The sequence below is a fragment of the Vulcaniibacterium gelatinicum genome (genome assembly GCF_008033445.1).
Taxonomy (GTDB): domain Bacteria; phylum Pseudomonadota; class Gammaproteobacteria; order Xanthomonadales; family Xanthomonadaceae; genus Vulcaniibacterium_B; species Vulcaniibacterium_B gelatinicum.
Genome location: NZ_VNKO01000003.1, coordinates 82,220 through 102,741, shown reverse-complemented (window position 1 = coordinate 102,741; position 20,522 = coordinate 82,220). Strand labels below are relative to the sequence as shown.

Below are 20,522 nucleotides of genomic sequence, written 5' to 3'. Positions count from 1 at the left end.
GGGGGCACCCGGCGGCGGCCAGGGCCGCCTGCGGCTTCGCGGGTGGGATCCGGGCGCCGAGTGGGAGTCAGTAGACGACCGCCCGCGCCTGCACGAAGGCGTAGAAGAACACCGCGTTCGGGTCGTTCTGCACCTGGTGCATCTCGCGGCGCATGCCCTCGACGGTGTCGGGGGTGACCTTGCCGGCCTGGATCAGCTGGTCCGCGGCCGAGAGCAGCAGTTCCTCCCAGAACGCGACCATGCTCTTGCGCCGGCCCGGCTCGCGGTTGTCGAAGTGGAAGGTCTTGATCTCGGTGGAGACGTCGTGGAAGCCGCCGGCGAGCAGCAGGTTGCCGAGCTTGGCGCCGATGAACGGGTCGCCGCCGCTGTCGTACTGGAAGTCGTTGAACGCCATCCAGTAGCGCCAGGTGTTGGGCGAGTACGGGTCGAGCAGGAACGAGGAGTTCATCACCTCGGTCACGTACACGGGCGAGCCGGGGCGCAGCACGCGCCGCACCTCGGCCAGCACCCGCGCCGGGGTGGGCACGTGCTCGAGCACCCAGCACAGGAACGCGCCGTCGAAACTGCGCGCCTCATAGGGCAGGTCGGTGGCGTCGGCCTGCTGCAGGGTGTAGCGGCCTGCGAGCCAGGGCATGGCGCCGAGGTTGCGCGCGGCGGCGTCGAGCTGCACCTGGCTCAGGTCCACGCCGGTGACGTGCAGGTCGGGGAAGCGGCGCAGCAGGATCTCGGTCTGCGCGCCGACGCCGCAGCCGACCTCGAGCAGGCGGGTCACGCCGGTGTAGTCGATGTTGCGGAAGATGGTGGATTCGGCCAGCCGCGCCTGCTTGACCAGGCGCGCCTGCTCGGTCGGCGAGAAGCCGTGCAGGTAGGGGAACTCGCAGGAACGGTTGGCTTCGCTCATGGCGGCTCAGGCGGCGGAATGCTCCGCGCGGTGCCTAGCGTACCAGCCCGAGTGTTGGCACGCGATGCGGATCCCGGCCACTTGCCCGTGGAACGTGCTTGCCGCGGCGGCAAGTGCCAGGCACGCGCGTAGCAGGCGGGGTTTCTGCACCCTGACTGCGGCTTAATCCACGTGGCGGCTGGCGGTGCAGTGTCGGCGGTGGATGCGGCCACTCGATGCCTCCCCCGCACGGGGGATTGCAGCTTCGGGCTGTGTGCCAGCTAAATCGGCACATTACACATGCGCACAAAGTCCGGCGCGTGCGCGTGGCTCGAAGGTGGATCTGGAGGTTCCGACGAGGCAGTGCCGGCGGGTGGCATGGCAGCCACGCTCCCGATGGCGATGGATTGATCCCGTTAACTGCCCTGTGCCGGATCCTGTCTGTCAGGAAAGTCTGGCGTGAGCAGGGCCAATGTCAGGAGAACGATCATGACTGGCAAGATTGTTGCAAGTGGAGCGACACTGGTGCTGCTGGTTGCATCCGGTGCCTCGGCAGCGCAGGCGCAAAGCGCGGTTCCAGAGCTGAAGCCCGTGACGGTCACCGCGCCGCAGATTGTGTACAGGCGCGTCTTCGACAATCGTGGTTATGGCTACGTCGAAGAAACGAGCATGAGCATTGCCGTCGATTATGGCGATCTCGATCTTGCGCGTGTCGCGGATGTGCGCGAGCTGGAGGGCCGTGTCAGCAAGGCAGCAACGACCATCTGTGAAGAACTCGCCGAGCAGATTCCGAACGGTCGGCCAAGTCCTTCCGTTTGCGTCAAACGTGCCACCGCAGATGCGCTGGTCCAGGTGGAGAAGGCAGTCCAGGATGCAGTGAGGGTTGCGAATGCGGTGGGAGTGGCGGATCTGTGATGGCAGGTGCCTGTTGTCTTGTCGGTGCTTTCCTCTGCAGGTTTCGGGCGCCGTGCGTGCCGACGACACGCACGGCGTCGGTACGTGTGCCTGTTACGCAGCTAGCGAGCGTTCCGGCGGAATGCCTGCGATCAGGGCATCGAAATAGTCGCGGGTCAGGCGCAGCTGCGCCTCGGCGGTTTCGGCGCGGTTGACCACGGCGCGGAAGGCGGCGTTCTCCGGATGGTCCTTGGCGTACCAGCCCAGGTGCTTGCGCGCGATGCGCACCCCCGCTGCCTCGCCGTAGAACGCGTGCAACTGTTCGAGGTGGCCGAGCAGGATGTCACGCACCTCCGCCAGCGACGGCTCCGGCAGGCGCTCGCCGGTGGCGAGGTAGTGCGCGATCCCGCGGAAGATCCACGGCCGGCCCTGCGCGGCGCGGCCGACCATCACCGCGTCGGCGCCGGTGGCGCGCAGCACCTGCGCGGCCTTCTCCGGCGAGTCCACGTCGCCGTTGGCGATCACCGGGATGGACAGCGCCGCCTTGACCTCGGCGATGGTGTCGTACTCGGCCTGGCCGGTGTACAGCTGGTCGCGGGTGCGGCCATGGATGGCCAGCGCGGCGATGCCGCTGGCCTCGGCGATGCGCGCGATCTCCAGCGCGTTGCGGTGGCCGGCGGCCCAGCCGGTGCGGATCTTGAGCGTGACCGGCACGTCCACCGCCTCCACCACCGCCTCGAGGATGCGCGCGACCAGCGGCGGGTCGCGCATCAGCGCCGAGCCGGCCCAGACGTTGCACACCTTCTTGGCCGGGCAGCCCATGTTGATGTCGATGATCTGCGCGCCGTGGGCGACGTTGTGGCGCGCGGCCTCGGCCATCGCCTCGGGCACGGTGCCGGCGATCTGCACGCTGACCGGCGCCGGCTCGCCGGCGTGGTCCATGCGGTGGCGCGACTTGGCGGTGTTCCACAAGCGCGGGTCGGAGGTGGTCATCTCCGACACGCACAGGCCCGCGCCCAGGCGCTTGCACAGCATCCGGAACGGCTTGTCGGTGACGCCGGCCATCGGCGCCAGGACCACCTTCGGCTCGATCTGGTACGGCCCGATGCGCATGGCGCGCATTCTAGCGGGGCGGCCCCGGGGGCCGCGGTCAGGGGCCGAAGCGGGCGTCCACCTCGGCCCGCCGCGGCATCGCCAGCGCCGCGCCGTGGCGCTCCACCGACAGCGCCGCGTAGCGGCTGGCGAAGCGCACGTGCTGCGCGAACGGGGCCTGCGGCTCCAGCGCCAGCGAGGCGGCCAGCGCGCCGTTGAAGGCATCGCCCGCGCCGGTGGTGTCCACCGCCTGCGCCGGCGCGGCGGGCACGCGGTAGCAGGGCAGGGCGTCGCCGTGGCGGGCGTGGTCGGCATGCGAGACGAAACAGCCGGCGGCGCCGAGCGTGACCACCACCGTGCCCTGCGGCAGCAGGCGCCGGCACAGCGCGTGCAGCGCGGCGTCGGCCAGCGCGGCGAGTGCGTCGGGGTCCGGCGCGGAGCCGGTCTGTCGTTGTGCCCAGGCGCAGAACTCGGTTTCGTTCGGGGTGGCGATGCGGACCAGCGCCAGCAGCGCCTGCGGCAGCGCCACGTCGGCCGGCGCGGGGTTGAGCAGCGTGCACGCGCCCGCGGCGCCGGCCAGGCGCAGCGCGTGCTCCACCGCCGGCAGCGGCGTTTCCAGTTGCGCCAGCACCACCGCGGCATGCACCAGCGCCTCGCGTTCGGCCTCGATGTCGGCCGGCGTCAGGGCCGCGTTCGCGCCGGGGCCGATCACGATGCTGTTGCGCCCCTGCGCGTCCACGAAGATGCCGGCGGTGCCGGTCGGTTCGCTGCTGCGCGTCTCGTGCAGCTCGATGCCCTCGGCCGCGGCGAGGGCGCGCGCGAGCTGGCCGCCGGCGTCCTCGCCCAGCGCGCAGACGAAGCGGGTGGCGGCGCCGGCGCGGGCGCTGGCCATGGCCTGGTTGAAGCCCTTGCCGCCGGGGCCGCTCAGGTAGCGCCCGCCCAGTGTCTCGCCGGGCCGCGGCAGGCGGGCGCAGCGCCAGACGTGGTCCACGTTGAAGGAACCGACGACGGTGACGCTGGCCTGGGACATGGGCGGACGGGCGGCGCGCGCAGGTTCAGGAGCCGAACCAGGTCAGCACGCCGGCGATGGTGGCGGTCATGAACGTGGCGATCGAGCCGCCCAGCACCGCGCGCAGGCCGAACCGGGCCAGGTCGGAGCGCCGCTCCGGCGCCAGTCCGCCGATGCCGCCGATCTGGATCGCGATCGAACTGAAGTTGGCGAAGCCGCACAACGCATAGGTGGCGATCAGCCGGCCCTGGTCGCTGAGCGTCACGCCCGGCGTGCGCCCATTGACGATGTCGGCGAGCTGCAGGTAGGCGACGAACTCGTTGATCACCACCTTCTGCCCGATCAGCGAGCCGACCACGGTCGCGTCCTGCCACGGCACGCCGATCACCCACGCCAGCGGCGCCAGCAGGATGCCGAAGAGGGCGGCCAGGTCGGTGGGCTTGCCCAGCGCCTGCTGCAGCCCGGTGGCCTCGCCCAGCCAGGTCAGCGGCCAGTTGATCAGCGCGATCAGGGCGATGAAGGCCAGCAGCATGGCGGCGATGTTCAGCGCCAGGCGCAGGCCGTCGGCGGCGCCGCTGGCGGCGGCGTCGATCACGTTGCTCGCGGTCTTTTCGACCTGGATCCGCACCGTGCCCCGGGTGAGCGGCTCGCCGGTCTCCGGGACCAACAGCTTGGCCACCACCAGCGTGGCCGGCGCGGCCATGATCGAGGCCGCGAGCAGGTGCTTGGCGTAGAACGCCTGCTGGGCCGGGTCGTCGCCGCCGAGCATGCCGACGTAGGCCGCCAGCACGCCGCCGGCGATGTGCGCCATGCCGCCGATCATCATCGTCAGCAGTTCCGATTCGGTCATGCGCGGGATGTACGGGCGCACCGTGAGCGGCGCCTCGGTCTGGCCGATGAACACGCTGGCGCAGACGCTGGTGGTCTCCGCGCCGGAGACCCGCATCAGCTTGGTGATCGCCCAGGCCATGCCGCGGACCACCATCTGCATGACCCCGAGGTGGTACATCACGCCCATCAGCGAGGCGAAGAAGATGATCGTGGGCAGCACCTGGAAGGCGAAGACGAAGCCGAACTTCGAGGTGTCCATCAGCGAGCCGAAGATGAAGTTCGAGCCCGCCGCCACGAAGCCGAGGATCTTGACGAAGCCGCGGCCGAGCGCGTCGAACACGTCGCGTCCGCCGGGCACGATCAGGACCAGCGCCGCGAACGCGACCTGGAGGGCGATGCCGGTCGCCACCAGCCGCCAGTCCACCGCCCTGCGGTTGTTCGAGAACAGCCAGGCGATGCCGACCAGCACCGCCAGGCCGAACAGGCCGAAGCCGACCCGTGCCAGAGCTTCCATCGTGTCTCCCCCGTGTGCCGCCCGCGCGGCCGGACGCGGCAGCCTAGTGCGCAGGGGCACGCGCGGCAACCGCCGCAGGTCAGGCGTCGCGGGCCAGCACCCGGTTGCGTCCCATCCGCTTGGCCGCGTGCAGGCGCTGGTCGGCGCGGCGCAGCAGGCTGGAGAGGTCGTCGGCCTCGTGCGGGAAGCAGGCCACCCCGGCGCTGAAGGTGACCGGCAGCGGCTCGCCGTGCGGTTCCGGGACGAAGTGGCGCCCGGCGACGGTGCGCCGCATCAGGTCCACCCGCTCCCAGGACGTGCCCAGCGGCTTGCGCAGGACCAGCAGGAACTCCTCGCCGCCGCCCAGGCGCACCAGCCACTCGCCGTCCTCGAGCAGCTCCTGCAGGATCCGCACCACGTGCAGCAGGGCGCGGTCGGCGGCCTGGTGGCCGATGTCCTCGTTCAGGCGCCTGAACCAGTCCAGGTCGATCAGCGCCACGCACACGCTGGTGCCCTCGCGCCGCGCCGTCTCCAGCAGGCGCGGCATGCGGTGCAGCAGCCAGCTGCGGTTGGGCAGGCCGGTCAGGCCGTCGCGCCCGGACATCTCCACCAGGCGCTGCATGCGGTACACCACCGTGGTGGTGATCAGGGCGAACAGCACGAGCAGGACCAGGCGCTGCACTTGCGCGCTGGCCGTGACCGCACCGTAATCGGCCGAGAGCAGGGCCTCGGGCGAGGGCGCGAGCGCGAACACCGCCAGCACCAGGAGGGCGTACTCGATCAGCGCGAGCCCCCCCGCGAACAGGGTCACGCGCCCGTCGCCGCGCAGCGCGGTGAGCATCAGCGCCAGCGGGTAGCCGCACCAGACGATCAGGCTGTTGAGCGCCGAGGGCAGGTGGTTGAACGCCAGCAGCACCAGCACGCCGGTGGTGGCGGTGACGTCGAAGGCCGAGGTGGCGAACGGCAGCCAGCGGTAGCGCCGCCGGCGCCGCGCCAGCGCCAGCCAGACGTGGGCGAAGACGTTGACCAGCACCGCGGCGCCAAGGCCGATCAGGGTTTCGTTCACGGTGCCGCCGGTGAGCGCGTTGGCCAGCGGCAGGAGCAGCAGCAGGCCGGCCAGCACCACGCGCAGGCGCGCGACCTGCAGCTCGCCGCTGGCGCCCACCTCGAGCACGATCTCGTCCGGCCGCGTCAGCAGCGTGCGGACGATCTCCCCCATCTTCTGCAGCGTCGCGCGCATGCGCCTCCCCTGCCGCGTCCGGGGCGAGGATAGCGCCTCACGCGCCGATCCCGCGCCAGGCCACCCACCCCCCGAGCCCGAGGAACAACGCCGCCGCCGTCCGCCGCGCCGCCCGCAACGGCAGCCGCTGCGCGAAGCACGCACCCAGCACCACCACCGGCACGTTCGCGGCCAGCAGGCCGAGCGTGGTGCCGGCCACCACCGCCGACAGCGGCGCGTACTGGGTGGCGAGCAGTACGGTGGCGACCTGGGTCTTGTCGCCGATCTCGGCCAGGAAGAAGGCGACGGCGGTCGCCAGGAAGGCGTTGCGGGTGGGCGCCGGTCCGCCGTCGTCGAGCGCGTCGGGCCGCAGCGACCAGAGCGCGACGGCCAGGAAGCTGCCGGCCACGCCCCAGCGCAGCAGCTCCGGCGTGAGCCATTGCGCGGCGAGCGCGCCCAGCCAGCCGGCGAGCGCGTGGTTGAGCAGGGTGGCGACCAGGATCCCGGCCGCGATCGGCAGCGGCCGGCGGAAGCGCGCGGCGAGCAGGAGGGCGAGCAGTTGGGTCTTGTCGCCGATCTCGGCGACCGCCACCGCGAGGGTGGAGACGAGCAACGATTCCATCGGGGGATCCGGGGCCGGGCGTTCGCAGGACGCGAAGGCAGGCATCGCGTGCCCGGCCCGGGCTGCGCGGTGCCGCCTTCGGTCTTGTCCGTCGCAGCCGTCTGGCTGCCACCCGCGCGCCATGGCCGGCCGGCCAAGTGTGTTGACGCGCGACCCCGCCGTGGCGGGTGGGCTACTCCCCGGAGGAGGAAAGCCCGCGCATTGTACCCCCGCGGGCCGCTGCGGGCACGTGGCTACACTGTGCCGCGCCGCGCATTCCCGGCGTTCCCAGGAGCCCTGCCATGCAATACCGCCGCCTCGGCGCTTCCGGCCTGCAGCTTTCGGCGCTGTCCTTCGGCGCCTGGGTCACCTTCGGCAACCGGATCGGCCGCGGCGAGGCGCGCGAGCTGCTGGCCTGCGCCTACGACCACGGGATCAATTTCTTCGACAACGCCGAGGGCTACGCCGACGGCGAGGCCGAGCGGGTGATGGGCGACGCGCTCGCCGACCTGCGCCTGCCGCGCGATGCCTGGTGCGTGTCGAGCAAGGTGTTCTTCGGCGCGGCCAAGGGCCCGCGCCCGACCCAGAAGGGGCTGTCGCGCAAGCACGTGCGCGACGCCTGCCACGACGCACTGCGGCGCCTGCGCGTGGATTACCTCGATCTGTACTTCTGCCACCGTCCGGACCCCGACACGCCGATCGAGGAGACGGTGTGGGCGATGGACACCCTGATCCGGCAGGGCAAGGTGCTGTACTGGGGGACGTCGGAATGGCCGGCGGCGGCGATCCGCGAGGCGCACAAGGTGGCGCGCGCGCACCACCTGCATCCGCCGACCATGGAGCAGCCGCAGTACAACCTGCTGCACCGGGAGCGGGTGGAGCTCGAGTACGCGCCGCTGTACGCGGAGTACGGGATGGGCACCACGATCTGGTCGCCGCTGGCCTCGGGGCTGCTCACCGGCAAGTACAACGAGGGCATGCCGCCCGATGCGCGCCTGGGCGAGGAGCGGTACGGCTGGCTGCGGCGCTGGGTGATCGGGGATGCGCAGGAGCGGCGCCTGGAGCGTGCGCGCCGGTTCACCGAACTCGCCGCGGAACTCGGCGTGGCGCCCGCACCGCTGGCGATCGCGTGGTGCCTGCGCAATCCGCACGTGTCCACGGTGCTGCTCGGCGCCACCCGCGTCGAGCAGCTGCAGCAGAACCTGGAGGCGCTGGCGCTCGTGGACCGGTTCGAGGAAGCGGTGTGGCGCAGGATCGAGGCGGCCACTGCCTGAGTCGCCGCGCTCTGTCTCTTTGATTGCGGGAGGTTTGATCGGCCCGGGGCTGGTTTGATTGCGGGTGGTTTGGCCGTCCCGGGTCCGGTGCGCGGGGGGTGTCGCTTTCCGCTCGGTCAGGGCGTCGTGCCCTGACTCGCGCGCCGGCCATCCATGGCCGGCTTGACGCGACACCCCCGCACACCGAACCCTCGGGTGGCATCAGGGCGCTTGAGGGGCGAGCAACGGCAACAGCGCATGGGGCCGACGAAGCTTTGACACACAGATCCCCGAGGCGTCGGTCTGCCTGGGGTGGGGTTCGAGCAGGCCAGGGATGGTCTGCGGCCGCGTGTCGGAGCCGGACGCGGAGCCCACGCGGCGAACCCCACCCCAGGCAGACCGGCGCCCCCGCCCGAAGCTGCCGCCACCTGCATCGCACGCCAGGTCACCAGCCCTCGGCAAATCGCTTGACAAGCAAACGAGAATCATTATCGTTTACGGAACCGTGCCACAGGAGGCTTCAAGGATGACTCCCCCGATCCGGACGCTCGTGTTGCGCCGTGCCGCCGGTCCTCGTGCTTCGCTGTCGCTGCAGCCCGCCCCGGCTCCGGCGCCGGGCTGTCTGGACAGCACCGTGCTGCTGCGCGGCGCGCGTGAGGTGCTGATCCGCCACGGTGGCGAGGTCTACCGCCTGCGCCACACCCGCAACGACAAACTGATCCTGACCAAGTAGCCCCGCGCGCCGCGGCCCTGCCCATGCCGGGCCGCGGCGCGATCCGATCTCTCTCCCCCGAGCGCCAGCCGCGGCCCTGCCGCATGCCAGCCCTCCCGGTTCCCCTGCCGATGGACTGCCATGCCTTTGCCGCTCAAGCCGCTCCCGCTCGCCGTACTTGCCGCCCTCGCCGCATCCGCCCACGCCGCGCCCGCCCCCGCGCCGGCCACCGACGCGCATGACCTCGACACCGTCACCGTCACCGCCACCCGCACCGAACGCACCCTGGCCGAAGTGCCGAACACCGTCAGCGTGATCGAGCGCGAACAGCTCGACCGCCAGCTGGTGCGCGACCTGAAGGACCTGGTGCGCTACGAACCCGGCGTCTCGGTCGGCAGCGGCACCGGCCGCTTCGGCCTGAAGGACATCCGCGTGCGCGGCCTGGGCGGCAACCGGGTGCGGATCGAGACCGACGGCATCGCCGTCTCCGACAGCTTCGCGATCGGCAGCTTCTCCGATGCCAACCGCAACTTCGTGGACCTGGACACGCTCAAGCGCGTGGAGATCGTGCGCGGCCCGGCCAGCGCCCTGTACGGCTCCGACGCGCTGGGCGGCGTGGTCGCCTTCGTCACCAAGGATCCCGCCGATGACCTGGCGCCGGGCAGGGACGCCCACTTCGATGTCAAGCTCGGCTACGAGAGCGACTGGCAGGGTCTGTTCGCCGGCGCCACACTCGCCCTCGGCGGCGAACGCTGGTCGGGACTGCTCGCCCTCGGCCACCGCCAGGGCACCGAAACCCGCAACCAGGGCACGCGCGCGGTGGACGGCGCGCTGCGCACCACGCCCAACCCGCAGGAGCGCAACGGCCGCAGCCTGCTGGCCAAGCTGGTGTTCGAACCGGACACGGACCAGCGCTGGCGGCTGACCGTGGAAGGCAACGAGGACGAGACGGACACGGACGTGCGCCATCTGCTCGGCTTCCAGCCGCGCACCCGCGCCACCACGCTGTCGCTGATCGGCGACGACCACCAGACCCGGGCCCGGATCTCGCTCGCGCACGAGCACGATGCGCTCGGCAGCGTGCTCGCCGACCGCATGCAGTGGCAGGTGTACCGGCAGGACAGCGAAACCACCCAGGCGACGGTCGAACACCAGCGCAACGCGGCGGGCGTGGCCCTGCGCCGCGAGCGCGAGTTCGACTTCGACCAGCGCGTGCTCGGCATGGAGGCCGTGCTGCACAAGGACTTCGCCACCGGCACGGCGCAGCACGCCCTGACCTGGGGGCTGGAGCTGACCCGCACCGAAGTGCGGCAGAAGCGCGACGGCCGCGCGATCACCCTGGCCACCGGCCAGGTCACCCGCGTGGTGCCGCCGGACGTGTTCCCGGTGCGCGATTTCCCGCCCAGCGAGATCACCAACGCCGCGCTGTTCGTGCAGGACGAGGTCGCGCTCGCCGACGGCCGCCTGCGCCTGGTGCCGGGCCTGCGCGTGGACCGCTACGCGCTGCGCCCGCAGCCGGACCCGATCTTCGCCGAGGACAACCCGGGCATCGTCCCCGCCGACATCACCGAAACCAGCGTCGCGCCCAAGTTCGGCGCGGTGTGGACGTTCGCGGAGGACTGGTCGGTGTTCGGCAACTACGCGCGCGGCTTCCGTTCGCCGCCGTACAACGACGTCAACCTCGGCTTCACCAACCTCCAGCACGGCTACGCCACGATCCCCAATCCAGACCTGAAACCGGAAACCAGCGACGGCTTCGAACTCGGCCTGCGCCACGCCGGCCCCGCGCTGCACGCGAGCCTGGCCGTGTTCCACAACCGCTACGACGACTTCATCGAGTCCGGGGTGCTGGTCAGCGCGCCGCCGGCCTCGCCGATCCGCGTGTTCCAGTCGCGCAACGTCGCCGAGGCGACGATCGAGGGACTCGAGTTCAAGGCCGGGTTCGACTTCGGCGCCTGGCGCGAGGCGCTGCGCGGCTTGCGCCTGCAGGGCGCGGCGGCATGGCAGCGCGGCGAGGACGCGCGCAGCGGCCGGCCGCTCGCCAGTGTGGACCCCGCGCGCGCCGCGCTCGGGCTGAGCTATGACGCGCAGGCATGGGGCATCGGCCTGCACGGCCGCTTCGCACGCCGGCAGCGGCGCATGCCGGACCTGACGCCGGGGGTGGCGCAGTTCACGCCGCCGGGACATGCCGTGTTCGACCTGCTCGCGCACTGGGACTTCGCGCCCGGCGCCACGCTCGATCTCGGCGTGTTCAACCTCACCGATCGCAAGTACTGGGACTGGGCCGACGTCGGCGGGCTGACCGCCGCCGATCCGGCGCTGGACCGCTACACCCGCCCCGGCCGCAGCCTCGCGCTGAGCGTGGCGTTCGCCTGGTAACGTCGCAGGAGACAGGAACGATGAGAACGTGGATGTTGACGATGCTGATGGCCTTCGGACTGGCCTTGCCCGCGGCGGCGGCAGGGCGCGACGACGGCTTCGGCGTGCTGGTGATGGCGCACGGCGGCAACGCCGAGTGGAACCGCGAGGTCACGCAGGCGTTGCAACCGTTGCGCGCGGAGTTCCCGCTCGAGGTCGCCTTCGGCATGGCCGACGCGGCCAGCCTGCAGGAGGGCGTGGCGCGGCTGCAGGCGCAGGGCGTGCGCCGGATCGGGGTGGTGCGGCTGTTCGTCAGTGGCGAGAGCTGGTACGAGCGCACCGCGCAGATCCTGGGCCTGGCGCCGGGTGCGCCGGCGCGGCCGGCGGCGGATGCGCAGGCCGGGCATGGCGCGCACGGCGGCCACCGGATGGAGTTCTGGCGGCTCGACAGCGACGCCGACTTCGCCCTCGGCCGCGAAGGCCTGCTGGAGGCGCCGGAGATGGACGAGGTGCTCGCCGCCCGCGCCCGCGCGCTGAGCGAGGATCCCGCGCGCGAGGACGTGCTGATCCTCGCCCACGGGCCCGGCGACGATGCCGAGAACGCGCGCTGGCTGGCGCGGCTGGAAGCGCGCGCCGAGCCGGTGCGGCAGGCCCTGCCGTTCCGGCGTGTGCAGGTGGAAACCCTGCGCGAGGACTGGCCGGACAAGCGCCGCGACGCCGAGGCGCGCATCCGCGCCTTCGTCGAACGCGCGCGTGCCGAAGGCGGCCGCGCGATCGTGATCCCGTTCCGGGTGCAGGGCTTCGGCCCGTACCGCGAGGTGCTGGCCGGGCTCGACTACGTCGCCGACGGGCAGGGGCTGGTGCCGGATGCGCGCGTGGCCGAGTGGGTGCGGCGCCAGGCACAGGCGTTGCGCACGGCGCTGGTCGCCGCCCGGCCCGCATCCCGCGGAGCGGACGGCGCGCGCTGAGCGCGGTACAAACGCGCACGGCCCGGTGCAGGCCGGGCCGTGCGCGGTGGCTCGCAGCAGTGTTCAGTCGTTGGTGTCGGTGCGCACTTCGACCCGTTCGAACTCGACCGTCTGCGGCGCCGCCCAAGCGATCAGCACCTGCCCGCCGTCACCGGCGATCTCGTACTCGAAGGATGTGGCCGGCGGCGGAGGCGGGGGCGGCGGCGGTGCCGCCTTGGGCGCAGCCGGCGGCGCGGGCGGTTTCGGCGGCGCAGGCGGAACCGGCAGCGGCCTGGCCTTCGGCACCGTCACCTGCACGGTCGCGGCCTTGCGGTCGCGCAGGTACTCGACCGTGACCTTGCTGCCGGCGGGTTTGGCGTGCAGCGCGGCCATCGCCTCGCGCGGGGTGCGCACCGGCTTGCCGTCAACCTTGCGCAGCACGTCGCCCGGCTCCAGCCCGCGCAGTCCCTCGCCGGTGCTGAGCACCAGCACACCCTCGCTGGTGCCGAAATAACGCCCCAGGCGCGCGTCCACCGAGGCCAGGTTGAGGCCGTGCCAGCGCAGCGCCTCGCTCAGCGCCACGACCTTGCAGTCCTCGCCCTTGCAGTCGCCCAGCCGCATCACCTCGTGCCGGATGTGCGGGGCCACGCCCGGCGGCAGCGGATGGCCTTCGGCCAGCGCCATCGGTGCGTCGCCGCTCCAGACCACCAGCCGGTTCTCCAGCGTCGGGGTGACGCTGACCGTGGCGGTGCGGCCGCTGCGCGCGTATTCGATCCGCACCGGCGTCCTGGTGTCCCGCGCGCGCAACAGCTTGCGCGCGTTCTCCAGCCGCAGCTCGCCGCTGCTGCCGAGGATCTGCGTGCCGCCGATGCGCAGCAGGCGGTCGCCGGCGCGCAGGCCGGCCTTGGCCGCCGGGCTGCCGGGGGTGACGCCGGCGATGCGCACGCCGGCTTCGTCGTCGGGCGCGAGCAGCACGCCGATCACCGGGCGACGCAGTTCGTGGCGATCGGCGAACACGTGCGTGTTCTGCTCGCCGAGCTCGCGCGACAGTTCGGCGACGCGGCGCGCGGCGCGCTGCAGTTCGGCGCGCGCGGCCTCGAGTTCGGCGGCCTTGTCGGCCTCGCGTGCCTTGGGTGTGGGTTGCTGCGCGGCGGCGGCGCCGCTGAACAGCAGGCCGAGCGCGAGCGCGCGGGCCAGGCGGTGGGAAGGGGAAAGCGGCATGGTCACCTCATCGGAAACGGGTACGTCCACTGCATCCGGATGCGGGGGACGGCAAAAGCGTCGCAGCGCGACATCCATGGCACGCGCGGCAACGCTGACTGCATCAGCGTTGCCTCAATCCACGCTCACCAGCGCGGCGTCGTAGCGCTCGCCCTGCGCGGCGAGCCAGCGCTGGGTGCCTTCGAAACTGACCAGCGTGCGCAGCGTGTCCACGCGCTGCCGCCACAGCGCCAGCCGCTGCGCCTCTTCCAGGGCGGGATCGCGCAGCGCGGCGTCGATCGTCGCCAACTCGGCATCGAGTTCGCCGGCGAGCGCCATGCCGGTGGCGCTGGCCACGCGCTCGTCGCGGGTCGCGGCGAGCAGGGTCTCCAGGCGCGCCGATTCGGCGTAGTAGCGGTCCAGTTCCGAGGCCGGCGCGGACGTCGCGGCGGTGTCCGTCGCCGGCTCCGCGGGCGCGCGTTCGAGCAGGCGCATCGGCAGCGCGACCGCGAGCACGAGCGTGGCGGCGATCGCCAGCCAGGTCGGCCAGCGCGGGCCGCGGCGGGCATCGAGCCGCGCGGCCAGCGCGGGCCACAGGTCGGTGTCGGGGCGTTCCGGCGGCAGGGCGGCGAAGGCCTCGGCCCAGCTCCCCGGGGCGGGGATGGAGCGGATGTCGTCAGGCATGGGTGGGCTCCGCGATCTCGAGCAGCGCGCGCAGGCGGCGGGTGCCGCGCGCGAGCTGCGACTTGGAAAAACTGGGCGTGCGTTGCATCAGCGCCGCGATCTCCTCGTGGGTGTAGCCCTCGGCGTGGTACAGCCAGAGCACGCTGCGGGTCGCGGCCGGCAGCGCGGCCAGCGCGCGCTGCAGCAGCGCGGCATCGGCGGCGGCCGGTGGCGGCGGGGCGTGGTCCTCGGATTCGGCGGCCGCCTCGGCCGCCACTTCCTGTGCCAGGCGGCGGTCGCGCCGCAGCCGCATCAGTGCCTCGTTGACCGCGATCTGCCGCACCCAGCCCCAGAACGGGCTGCCGTCGCGGCCGCGGAAGCTGGCAAGTTGCGCGTACACCTTGAGCATCGTTTCCTGCAGCACCTCGGCGGCGTCCTCGCGGTCGCCGCACATGCGCAGGGCGAGGGTGAACACCGGCCGCTCGAACCAGCGGTACAACTGCTCGAACGCCGCCCGCTCGCCGGCGCGCGCGCGGGCGAGCAGGCTCTCGGGCACGTCGATCGCGAAGCTCGAGGCGGCGGCCATGTCGTCAGTGTGGATGCGGCGGGGGCCGGAACCGTCGCAGCCGGTCGGCGGGTCAGGCCGCCTGGGCCCCGGCCAGCTGCGCCAGGGCGTCGGCCTGGTGCTCGCGCTGCAGGCGCTCGATCAGCGGTTCGAGGTGGCCGTCGAGCACGTTCGGCAGGTCGTACAGGGTCAGGCCCTCCACCCGGTGGTCGGTGATCCGGCCCTGCGGGAAGTTGTAGGTGCGGATCCGCTGGCTGCGGTCGCCGCTGCCCACCTGCAGCCTGCGCTCTTGCGCCTGCGCGGCCTCGCGCCGGGCCAGTTCGGCCTCCACCAGCACCGCCTTCAGGCGCTTCATCGCCTTGTCGCGGTTGGCGTGCTGCGAGCGCTCGCTCTGCGACTCGACCACGATCCCGGTCGGCAGGTGGGTGATGCGGATCGCCGACTCGGTCTTGTTGACGTGCTGGCCGCCGGCGCCGGAGGAGCGGTAGGTGTCGATGCGCAGGTCGGCCGGGTTGAGCTCGACCGCGACGTCGCTGGGATCCTCGGCGATGATCGCCACCGTCGCCGCCGAGGTGTGGATGCGGCCCTGCGACTCGGTCTCGGGCACGCGCTGCACGCGATGGGTGCCGGATTCGAACTTCAGCTTCGAGTACGCGCCGCGGCCCTCGATCCGGGCCACGATCTCCTTGTAGCCGCCGTGCTCGCCGGGGCTGGCCGATTCGACCTCCACCTTCCAGCCCTGGCGCTCGGCGTAGCGCGCGTACATCCGGAACAGGTCGCCGGCGAACAGCGCGGCCTCGTCGCCGCCGGTGCCGGCGCGCACCTCCAGGTACAGGTTGCCCTCGTCGCGCGGGTCCTTCGGCACCAGGTGCGCGAGCAGTTCGGTCTCCAGTGCCGCCAGGCGCGCGCTCGCGGCGGCGATTTCCTCCTCGGCCAGTTCGCGCAGCTCGGGGTCGTCGCGCATCGCCTCGGCGGCGGCCAGGTCGCGCCGCGCCTGCGCCTCGGCGGCGAGCGCGCGCGCCACCGGCTCGAGCTGGGCGAACTCGCGCGAGAGCGCGCGGAAGCGCTCGGGGTCGCTGGCCGCCGCGGGATCGGCGAGCAGGCGCTCGAGTTCTTCGCGGCGCTCGGCGAGCGCTTCCAGCTTGCGGCGCAGGGACGGGGTCATCGGCGGAGCGGAGCTCGGCGGGGAGGGGAAGGCAAGGCGGCTGCGCACCTTGCCGGCCGGCAGGGCCGGCGTCAAAGCGCGCGCGGCACTAGCCGGCGGGATCGTCGCCTTCCGCGTCCGGCGGGAACATCCGCTCCGCCGCGCGCGCCAGCTCGGCATCGCCGGTCAGCGCGGCTTCGCGCAGCGCCGCGGTGGGCGCGTGCAGCAGGCGGTTGGTGAGCGTGTGCGCGAGCAGTTCCAGCACTTCCTCCGGCGGCCGCCCGCTGGCGAGCTGCGCGCGCGCCTTCGCCAGCGCCTGGGCGCGGGCGCGTTCGCCGTGCGCACGCAGGCGCTTGAGCGGCTCGTGGCGGGCGGCGGCCAGGCTGTGTTCGACGAAGCGCGCGGCGTGCAGCTCGACGATCGCCTCGGCCTCGCGCGCGGCCTCGCGCCGGCTGCGGCGGTTGTCCTCGAGCGCGCGCTCGAGGTCGTCCACGGTGTACAGGAACACGTCGGGCAGTTCCGCCACCGCCGGCTCGATGTCGCGTGGCACCGCCAGGTCGAGCAGCAGGATCGGCCTGTAGTTGTGCCGGTGCCGGCGCTGGGCGAGCGCGGCCGCGACCTGGGCGCGGCCGATGATCGGCGTGCGGCTGGCGGTGGCCGAGAGCACGATGTCGGCCTCGGCCAGGTGGCGCTCGAGTTCGGTCAACGGCAGGGCCACGCCGCCGTGGCGGCTGGCCAGTTCCTGGGCATGGGCCAGGGTGCGGTTGGCGACCAGCAGCCGCTGCACCTTGCCGTCGCTGAGATGGCGCGCGGCCAGTTCGATGGTCTCGCCGGCGCCGACCAGCAGCACGGTGGATTCCTCCAGCCGCGCGAACGATTCCTGCGCCAGCCGCACCGCGACCGAGGCCACCGACACCGGGCTGGCGCCGATCCGGGTGTCGGTGCGGGCGCGCTTGGCGGTGGCGAAGGCCTGCTGGAACAGGCGGTCGAGCTGCGGCCCGAGCGTGCCGGCGGCGCGCGCGGTGGCCCAGGCCTCCTTCACCTGGCCCAGGATCTGCGGCTCGCCGAGCACCAGCGAATCCAGCCCGGTGGCGACCCGGAACAGATGCCGGACGGCGTCCAGATCCTGGTGCCGGTAGAGGTAGGCGTGCAGGTCGTGCGCCGGCCCGGTGCCGGCGTGTTCGGCGAGCCAGTCGCACAGCGCCTGGCCGTCGTCGCCGAGCGCGTACAGCTCGGTGCGGTTGCAGGTGGACAGCAGCGCGACCTCCTGCACCGAAGGCAGCGCGCGCAGCTCGCACAGCGCCGCCGGCAGCGCCTCGGCCGAGAACGCCACGCGTTCGCGCAGCCCGACCGGCGCGGTCTGGTGGTTGAGGCCGATGGCGTACAGGCTCATGGAACCGCGTTCAGGCGCTTGCGCTAAGCTGGCTGCCGAGGGCCGTCATTCTACCGGCCCGCCTTCCCCCGGACTTGAACGATGCCTGCCACGCAGCGCGCCCCGACCCCGCCGCGTCGCATGCCGGCCGCGAAAGCGTGGCTGGCGCCGTTGCTCGCCTGCGCGCTGGCCTGGCCAGCCGCCGCGGCTGCGGCGACCCGCCCGCAGGAACCGCTGACGCCGCTGATGGCCGGCGAGTTCGCGCTCCAGGCCGGCCAGCTCGAACAGGCCGCGCACTGGTACCTGCAGGCCGCGCGCGCGGTGGACGACGCCGGCCTGGCCGAGCGCGCCACCCGCATCGCCCTGCTCGCCAACCGCGACGACCTCGCCGAGCAGGGGCTCGCGTTGTGGCGCAAGCGCGCGGCGCGTTCGCCGGGCATGGGCGGCGTCGAGGCCACCCTGGCCCTGCGCCGCGGCGACGCCCGCACCGCGCGCCGCCAGCTCCAGGCCCTGCTGCGCAGCGGCGACGACATCGGCTGGCGCCATGCCCTGGTCGCCCTCGGCAGCGGCGGCAAGGATCCGCAACTGGTCGCGCAGGTGCTGGAAGCGCTGGTCGAGGCGGATGCGATCCCGGACCGGCTCCAGGCCTGGCTCGCCTTCGGCGGCCTCGCCCAGCGCCTGCAACGCCCCGAACTGGCGGCGCGCATCGTGGACATCGTGGTCGAGCGTTTTCCGGGCGAGCCCCGGGTGGCCCTGCTGCGCGCCAGCCAGCTGCGCGAGGCCGGCGACCGGGAGGGGGCGCGGCGCGCGCTGGCCGCGATCGGCGACCAGGCGCTGCTGCTCGACGACCTGCGCTGGGCGCTCGCCGCCGAATACGGCGCGCTCGGCGAGTACGCCGAGGCCGCGCGGGTGATGGCGCGCGGCCCGCAGGACGAACGCAGCTACCGCCTGCGCGCCTCGCTGCTGGCGGAAGCCGAGGACGAGGCCGGGCTGACCGCGCTCTACGACGAGCTGCGCGCCGACTCCGCACGCCCCGATCCCGAGCGCCGGCTGCTGCTGGGACAGGTGGCGGAGTTCCTGGACCGGCATGCCGAGGCGCTGGAGTGGTATCGCAGCGTGCCGGGCGGCCCCTTGCGTTCGGCCGCGCGCCTGCGCGGGGCGAACGTGCTGCACGAACTCGGGCGCAGGGACGAGGCCTATGCCGAACTCGGCAAGCTGCAGGCCGACGCCGCGGCCGAGGAGGACGCGCGCCGCGACGCCTACCTGCTCGAGGCCGAGCTGCGGCAGAAGGACCGCGCGCCGGAGGCCGAGATGGACGCCTTCGCCCGCGGCCTGGCCGCGTTCCCCGACGACCCGGCGCTGTTGTACTCGCGCGCCCTGGCCTGGGAGCGCCGCGACGACATCCCGCGCGCCGAGGCCGACCTGCGCCGGATCCTGGCGATCGAGCCGGACAACGTCAGCGCCCTCAACGCGCTCGGCTACACCCTCGCCGACCGCACCGACCGCTACGCCGAGGCGCTGGAGCTGATCGACCGCGCCCGCGCCGCCGAGCCCGACAACGCCGCGATCATCGATAGCCACGGCTGGGTGCTGTACCGCCTCGGTCGGCACCAGGAGGCGCTGGTGCAGCTGCGCCGCGCGTACTCGATGCAGAAGGACGCCGAGATCGCCGCGCACATCGCCGAGGTGCTGTGGGTGCTGGGCCGGCAGGACGAGGCGCGCACCTGGTTCGAGGAAGCGCGCAAGCTCGACCCCGACAACCGCGCGCTCAAGCGGGCGCTGGAAAAATTCCGCCCATGACGCGTGTCCGCCTCGTCGGCGCGCTGGCCGCGCTGCTGCTGTCCGCCTGCGCGGCCCGCCCCGAACGGCCCGGGCTGCCGCCGCTGGCCGTCCCGCCCGCCGCACACCAGGCCGCGCGTGAGCGGGCGCTGGCGCAGCACACGGCCTGGGGCCTGTCCGGCCGCGTCGCCCTCTCCAACGGCCGCGACGGCGGCAGCGGGCGCCTGGACTGGTGGCAGGAAGGCGAGCGCTACGTGCTCGAGCTCAGCGCCCCCGTCACCCGCCAGAGCTGGCGTCTGCACGGCGACGCCTCCGGCGCGACCCTGGAAGGCTTCGACGGCGGCCCCCGTTCCGGCCCCGACCCGGTGGCCCTGCTGCGCGAGGCCACCCGCTGGGAGATCCCGGTGACCGCGCTCGGCGCCTGGGTGCGCGGCGCCCCGGCCGCGGCGGACCGGCTCGGCCCGCCCTCCCTGGCGTTCGGCCGGGACGGCCGCCTGGCGCGGCTGGAGCAGGGCGGTTGGACCATCGAGTACGACGGCTGGCAGGCCGTGGCCGGCGCCCCCGAGCTGCCCGCCCGGATCGAGGCCCGCCGCGGCGAGGCCCGGGTGCGCCTGATCGTGGATGCCTGGCGGCCATGAGCGGGGCCTGGACCGTCTGGCCGGCCCCGGCCAAGCTCAACCTGTTCCTGCACGTCACCGGCCGCCGCGCCGACGGCTACCACACCCTGCAGACCGTGTTCCGGTTGCTCGACTGGGGCGACACCCTGCGCATCCGCCTGCGCGAGGACGGCCGGATCCGGCGCATCGGGGAGGGCGCGCCGGGCGTGGCGGAAGCCGACGACCTCGTGGTTCGTGCCGCCAAACTGCTCCAACAGGAAGCCAACGTCACCCAAGGGGCGGAGATCGTCATCGAAAAACGCATTCCGGCCGGCGGCGGGTTCGGCGGCGGCTCGTCCGATGCCGCGACCACGCTGGTGGCGCTGGACGCGCTGTGGGGGCGGCACTTGGGTCGCGAGCGCCTGGCCGCGCTCGGCCTGCGCCTGGGCGCCGACGTGCCGGTGTTCGTCCGCGGCGAGAACGCCTGGGCCGAAGGGGTGGGCGAGCGGCTGACCCCGGTCCCGCTGCCGCCCGCCTGGTACCTGCTCGCCGACCCCGGCGTCCACGTGCCGACCGCGGCGCTGTTCCAAGCGCCTGAATTGACGCGCGATTCGCCCCCCGCGACAATAGCCGACTTCCTTTCGGGAACGGTGCACGGCAACGCGTTCGAGCCGGTGCTGCGCCGCCGCGAGCCGGCCGTCGAGGCCGTGTTCGCCGCGCTGGCGCAGGTCGGCACGCCACGGTTGACCGGCACGGGCAGCGGCGTGTTCGTCGAATTCGCCAGCCGCGAGGCCGCCGAGGCCGCGCTTGCGCGGCTGCCGGCCGGCCTGCGCGCCTGGGTCGCGGCGGGCGCGGCGCGTTCGCCGCTGCTGGCGGCGGCCGAACGGCAGGGGCTGCGGGCCGGCTGACGCCGG

19 protein-coding genes are annotated in these 20,522 nt (G+C 73.2%); 8 read left to right on the top strand and 11 right to left on the bottom strand.

All coding sequences use genetic code 11. From position 1 onward, the window contains the following. Positions 1-67 precede the first annotated feature (67 nt). Positions 68-901: a class I SAM-dependent methyltransferase gene (locus FPV26_RS02980; RefSeq protein ID WP_147652224.1), complete on the bottom strand. Its 834-nt coding sequence runs from the start codon at positions 899-901 to the stop codon at positions 68-70. A gap of 468 nt (positions 902-1,369) precedes the next feature. Between FPV26_RS02980 and FPV26_RS02975 the strand changes: the two genes are divergently transcribed. Continuing rightward, positions 1,370-1,795 (top strand): UrcA family protein, encoded by a 426-nt coding sequence (locus FPV26_RS02975; protein ID WP_147652223.1) that lies wholly within the window; start codon positions 1,370-1,372, stop codon positions 1,793-1,795. A 93-nt stretch (positions 1,796-1,888) separates the two neighbouring features. Here FPV26_RS02975 and dusB read toward each other — a convergent pair whose 3' ends face one another. The 5 genes from dusB to FPV26_RS02950 all read right to left on the bottom strand — a co-directional run bounded on the left by dusB (position 1,889) and on the right by FPV26_RS02950 (position 7,040). Continuing rightward, positions 1,889-2,887 carry a tRNA dihydrouridine synthase DusB gene (gene dusB / locus FPV26_RS02970; RefSeq protein ID WP_147652222.1) on the bottom strand — a complete coding sequence of 333 codons (999 nt, stop codon included), beginning with the start codon at positions 2,885-2,887 and terminating at the stop codon, positions 1,889-1,891. A gap of 37 nt (positions 2,888-2,924) precedes the next feature. Further along, the gene (locus tag FPV26_RS02965) at positions 2,925-3,896 is read right to left on the bottom strand and encodes a ribokinase (protein ID WP_147652221.1); all 972 of its coding nucleotides are present in this window, start codon (positions 3,894-3,896) and stop codon (positions 2,925-2,927) included. Between the two features lie 25 nt (positions 3,897-3,921). After that, on the bottom strand, positions 3,922-5,220 hold the full coding sequence (locus FPV26_RS02960; protein WP_147652220.1) for a NupC/NupG family nucleoside CNT transporter: 1,299 nt from the start codon (positions 5,218-5,220) through the stop codon (positions 3,922-3,924). A gap of 79 nt (positions 5,221-5,299) precedes the next feature. Beyond that, positions 5,300-6,439 carry a GGDEF domain-containing protein gene (locus tag FPV26_RS02955; protein ID WP_147652219.1) on the bottom strand — a complete coding sequence of 380 codons (1,140 nt, stop codon included), beginning with the start codon at positions 6,437-6,439 and terminating at the stop codon, positions 5,300-5,302. A gap of 37 nt (positions 6,440-6,476) precedes the next feature. Beyond that, complete coding sequence (locus FPV26_RS02950; RefSeq protein WP_147652218.1) at positions 6,477-7,040, bottom strand: TMEM165/GDT1 family protein; 564 nt, start codon at positions 7,038-7,040, stop codon at positions 6,477-6,479. A gap of 281 nt (positions 7,041-7,321) precedes the next feature. Between FPV26_RS02950 and FPV26_RS02945 the strand changes: the two genes are divergently transcribed. The 4 genes from FPV26_RS02945 to FPV26_RS02930 all read left to right on the top strand — a co-directional run bounded on the left by FPV26_RS02945 (position 7,322) and on the right by FPV26_RS02930 (position 12,310). Then, positions 7,322-8,293: a potassium channel beta subunit family protein gene (locus FPV26_RS02945; protein ID WP_147652217.1), complete on the top strand. Its 972-nt coding sequence runs from the start codon at positions 7,322-7,324 to the stop codon at positions 8,291-8,293. A gap of 505 nt (positions 8,294-8,798) precedes the next feature. Next, on the top strand, positions 8,799-9,005 hold the full coding sequence (gene hemP, locus FPV26_RS12990; RefSeq protein WP_147652216.1) for a hemin uptake protein HemP: 207 nt from the start codon (positions 8,799-8,801) through the stop codon (positions 9,003-9,005). Between the two features lie 120 nt (positions 9,006-9,125). Then, complete coding sequence (locus FPV26_RS02935; RefSeq protein WP_147652215.1) at positions 9,126-11,363, top strand: TonB-dependent hemoglobin/transferrin/lactoferrin family receptor; 2,238 nt, start codon at positions 9,126-9,128, stop codon at positions 11,361-11,363. 32 nt (positions 11,364-11,395) lie between these two features. Next, positions 11,396-12,310 (top strand): sirohydrochlorin chelatase family protein, encoded by a 915-nt coding sequence (locus FPV26_RS02930; RefSeq protein WP_181952542.1) that lies wholly within the window; start codon positions 11,396-11,398, stop codon positions 12,308-12,310. 63 nt (positions 12,311-12,373) lie between these two features. Here the strand turns inward: FPV26_RS02930 and FPV26_RS02925 are convergent, their stop codons facing one another. From FPV26_RS02925 to hemA, 5 genes are all read right to left on the bottom strand, one after another. After that, a complete protein-coding gene (locus FPV26_RS02925; RefSeq protein ID WP_181952541.1) occupies positions 12,374-13,510 on the bottom strand; it encodes a PDZ domain-containing protein in 1,137 nt (378 codons plus the stop codon). A gap of 114 nt (positions 13,511-13,624) precedes the next feature. After that, positions 13,625-14,173, bottom strand: coding sequence for a hypothetical protein (locus FPV26_RS02920; RefSeq protein WP_147652212.1), 549 nt, complete (start codon positions 14,171-14,173; stop codon positions 13,625-13,627). Next, positions 14,166-14,738 carry an RNA polymerase sigma factor gene (locus FPV26_RS02915; RefSeq protein ID WP_147652211.1) on the bottom strand — a complete coding sequence of 191 codons (573 nt, stop codon included), beginning with the start codon at positions 14,736-14,738 and terminating at the stop codon, positions 14,166-14,168. The genes FPV26_RS02920 and FPV26_RS02915 overlap by 8 nt, the downstream gene beginning before the upstream one ends. A 52-nt stretch (positions 14,739-14,790) precedes the next feature. Beyond that, complete coding sequence (gene prfA / locus FPV26_RS02910; RefSeq protein ID WP_147652210.1) at positions 14,791-15,882, bottom strand: peptide chain release factor 1; 1,092 nt, start codon at positions 15,880-15,882, stop codon at positions 14,791-14,793. 88 nt (positions 15,883-15,970) lie between these two features. Then, positions 15,971-17,254 (bottom strand): glutamyl-tRNA reductase, encoded by a 1,284-nt coding sequence (gene hemA, locus FPV26_RS02905; RefSeq protein ID WP_147652209.1) that lies wholly within the window; start codon positions 17,252-17,254, stop codon positions 15,971-15,973. A 120-nt stretch (positions 17,255-17,374) separates the two neighbouring features. On the opposite strand from hemA, the gene FPV26_RS02900 reads away from it, so the two are divergent. Genes FPV26_RS02900 through ispE form a run of 3 tightly spaced genes read left to right on the top strand, consistent with a single transcriptional unit; the run spans position 17,375 to position 20,516 of the window. Continuing rightward, a complete protein-coding gene (locus FPV26_RS02900) occupies positions 17,375-19,033 on the top strand; it encodes a tetratricopeptide repeat protein (RefSeq protein ID WP_246109192.1) in 1,659 nt (552 codons plus the stop codon). Further along, positions 19,030-19,650, top strand: a complete 621-nt coding sequence (lolB, locus tag FPV26_RS02895; protein WP_147652207.1) for a lipoprotein insertase outer membrane protein LolB — start codon at positions 19,030-19,032, stop codon at positions 19,648-19,650. The genes FPV26_RS02900 and lolB overlap by 4 nt, the downstream gene beginning before the upstream one ends. Then, positions 19,647-20,516 carry a 4-(cytidine 5'-diphospho)-2-C-methyl-D-erythritol kinase gene (ispE, locus tag FPV26_RS02890; RefSeq protein WP_147652206.1) on the top strand — a complete coding sequence of 290 codons (870 nt, stop codon included), beginning with the start codon at positions 19,647-19,649 and terminating at the stop codon, positions 20,514-20,516. Before lolB ends, ispE begins: the two co-directional genes overlap by 4 nt. Positions 20,517-20,522 lie beyond the last annotated feature (6 nt).

What these genes read in the sequence shown, in the direction of transcription:
- FPV26_RS02925 (WP_181952541.1), bottom strand. Translation starts at nt 13,510, where the DNA reads ATGCCGCTTTCCCCTTCCCACCGCCTGGCCCGCGCGCTCGCGCTCGGC.
- FPV26_RS02945 (WP_147652217.1), top strand. Translation starts at nt 7,322, where the DNA reads ATGCAATACCGCCGCCTCGGCGCTTCCGGCCTGCAGCTTTCGGCGCTG.
- FPV26_RS02915 (WP_147652211.1), bottom strand. Translation starts at nt 14,738, where the DNA reads ATGGCCGCCGCCTCGAGCTTCGCGATCGACGTGCCCGAGAGCCTGCTC.
- FPV26_RS02920 (WP_147652212.1), bottom strand. Translation starts at nt 14,173, where the DNA reads ATGCCTGACGACATCCGCTCCATCCCCGCCCCGGGGAGCTGGGCCGAG.
- FPV26_RS02935 (WP_147652215.1), top strand. Translation starts at nt 9,126, where the DNA reads ATGCCTTTGCCGCTCAAGCCGCTCCCGCTCGCCGTACTTGCCGCCCTC.
- FPV26_RS02965 (WP_147652221.1), bottom strand. Translation starts at nt 3,896, where the DNA reads ATGTCCCAGGCCAGCGTCACCGTCGTCGGTTCCTTCAACGTGGACCAC.
- FPV26_RS02900 (WP_246109192.1), top strand. Translation starts at nt 17,375, where the DNA reads ATGCCGGCCGCGAAAGCGTGGCTGGCGCCGTTGCTCGCCTGCGCGCTG.
- FPV26_RS02930 (WP_181952542.1), top strand. Translation starts at nt 11,396, where the DNA reads ATGTTGACGATGCTGATGGCCTTCGGACTGGCCTTGCCCGCGGCGGCG.
- dusB (WP_147652222.1), bottom strand. Translation starts at nt 2,887, where the DNA reads ATGCGCATCGGGCCGTACCAGATCGAGCCGAAGGTGGTCCTGGCGCCG.
- FPV26_RS02955 (WP_147652219.1), bottom strand. Translation starts at nt 6,439, where the DNA reads ATGCGCGCGACGCTGCAGAAGATGGGGGAGATCGTCCGCACGCTGCTG.
- lolB (WP_147652207.1), top strand. Translation starts at nt 19,030, where the DNA reads ATGACGCGTGTCCGCCTCGTCGGCGCGCTGGCCGCGCTGCTGCTGTCC.
- FPV26_RS02975 (WP_147652223.1), top strand. Translation starts at nt 1,370, where the DNA reads ATGACTGGCAAGATTGTTGCAAGTGGAGCGACACTGGTGCTGCTGGTT.
- FPV26_RS02950 (WP_147652218.1), bottom strand. Translation starts at nt 7,040, where the DNA reads ATGGAATCGTTGCTCGTCTCCACCCTCGCGGTGGCGGTCGCCGAGATC.
- prfA (WP_147652210.1), bottom strand. Translation starts at nt 15,882, where the DNA reads ATGACCCCGTCCCTGCGCCGCAAGCTGGAAGCGCTCGCCGAGCGCCGC.
- hemA (WP_147652209.1), bottom strand. Translation starts at nt 17,254, where the DNA reads ATGAGCCTGTACGCCATCGGCCTCAACCACCAGACCGCGCCGGTCGGG.
- hemP (WP_147652216.1), top strand. Translation starts at nt 8,799, where the DNA reads ATGACTCCCCCGATCCGGACGCTCGTGTTGCGCCGTGCCGCCGGTCCT.
- ispE (WP_147652206.1), top strand. Translation starts at nt 19,647, where the DNA reads ATGAGCGGGGCCTGGACCGTCTGGCCGGCCCCGGCCAAGCTCAACCTG.
- FPV26_RS02960 (WP_147652220.1), bottom strand. Translation starts at nt 5,220, where the DNA reads ATGGAAGCTCTGGCACGGGTCGGCTTCGGCCTGTTCGGCCTGGCGGTG.
- FPV26_RS02980 (WP_147652224.1), bottom strand. Translation starts at nt 901, where the DNA reads ATGAGCGAAGCCAACCGTTCCTGCGAGTTCCCCTACCTGCACGGCTTC.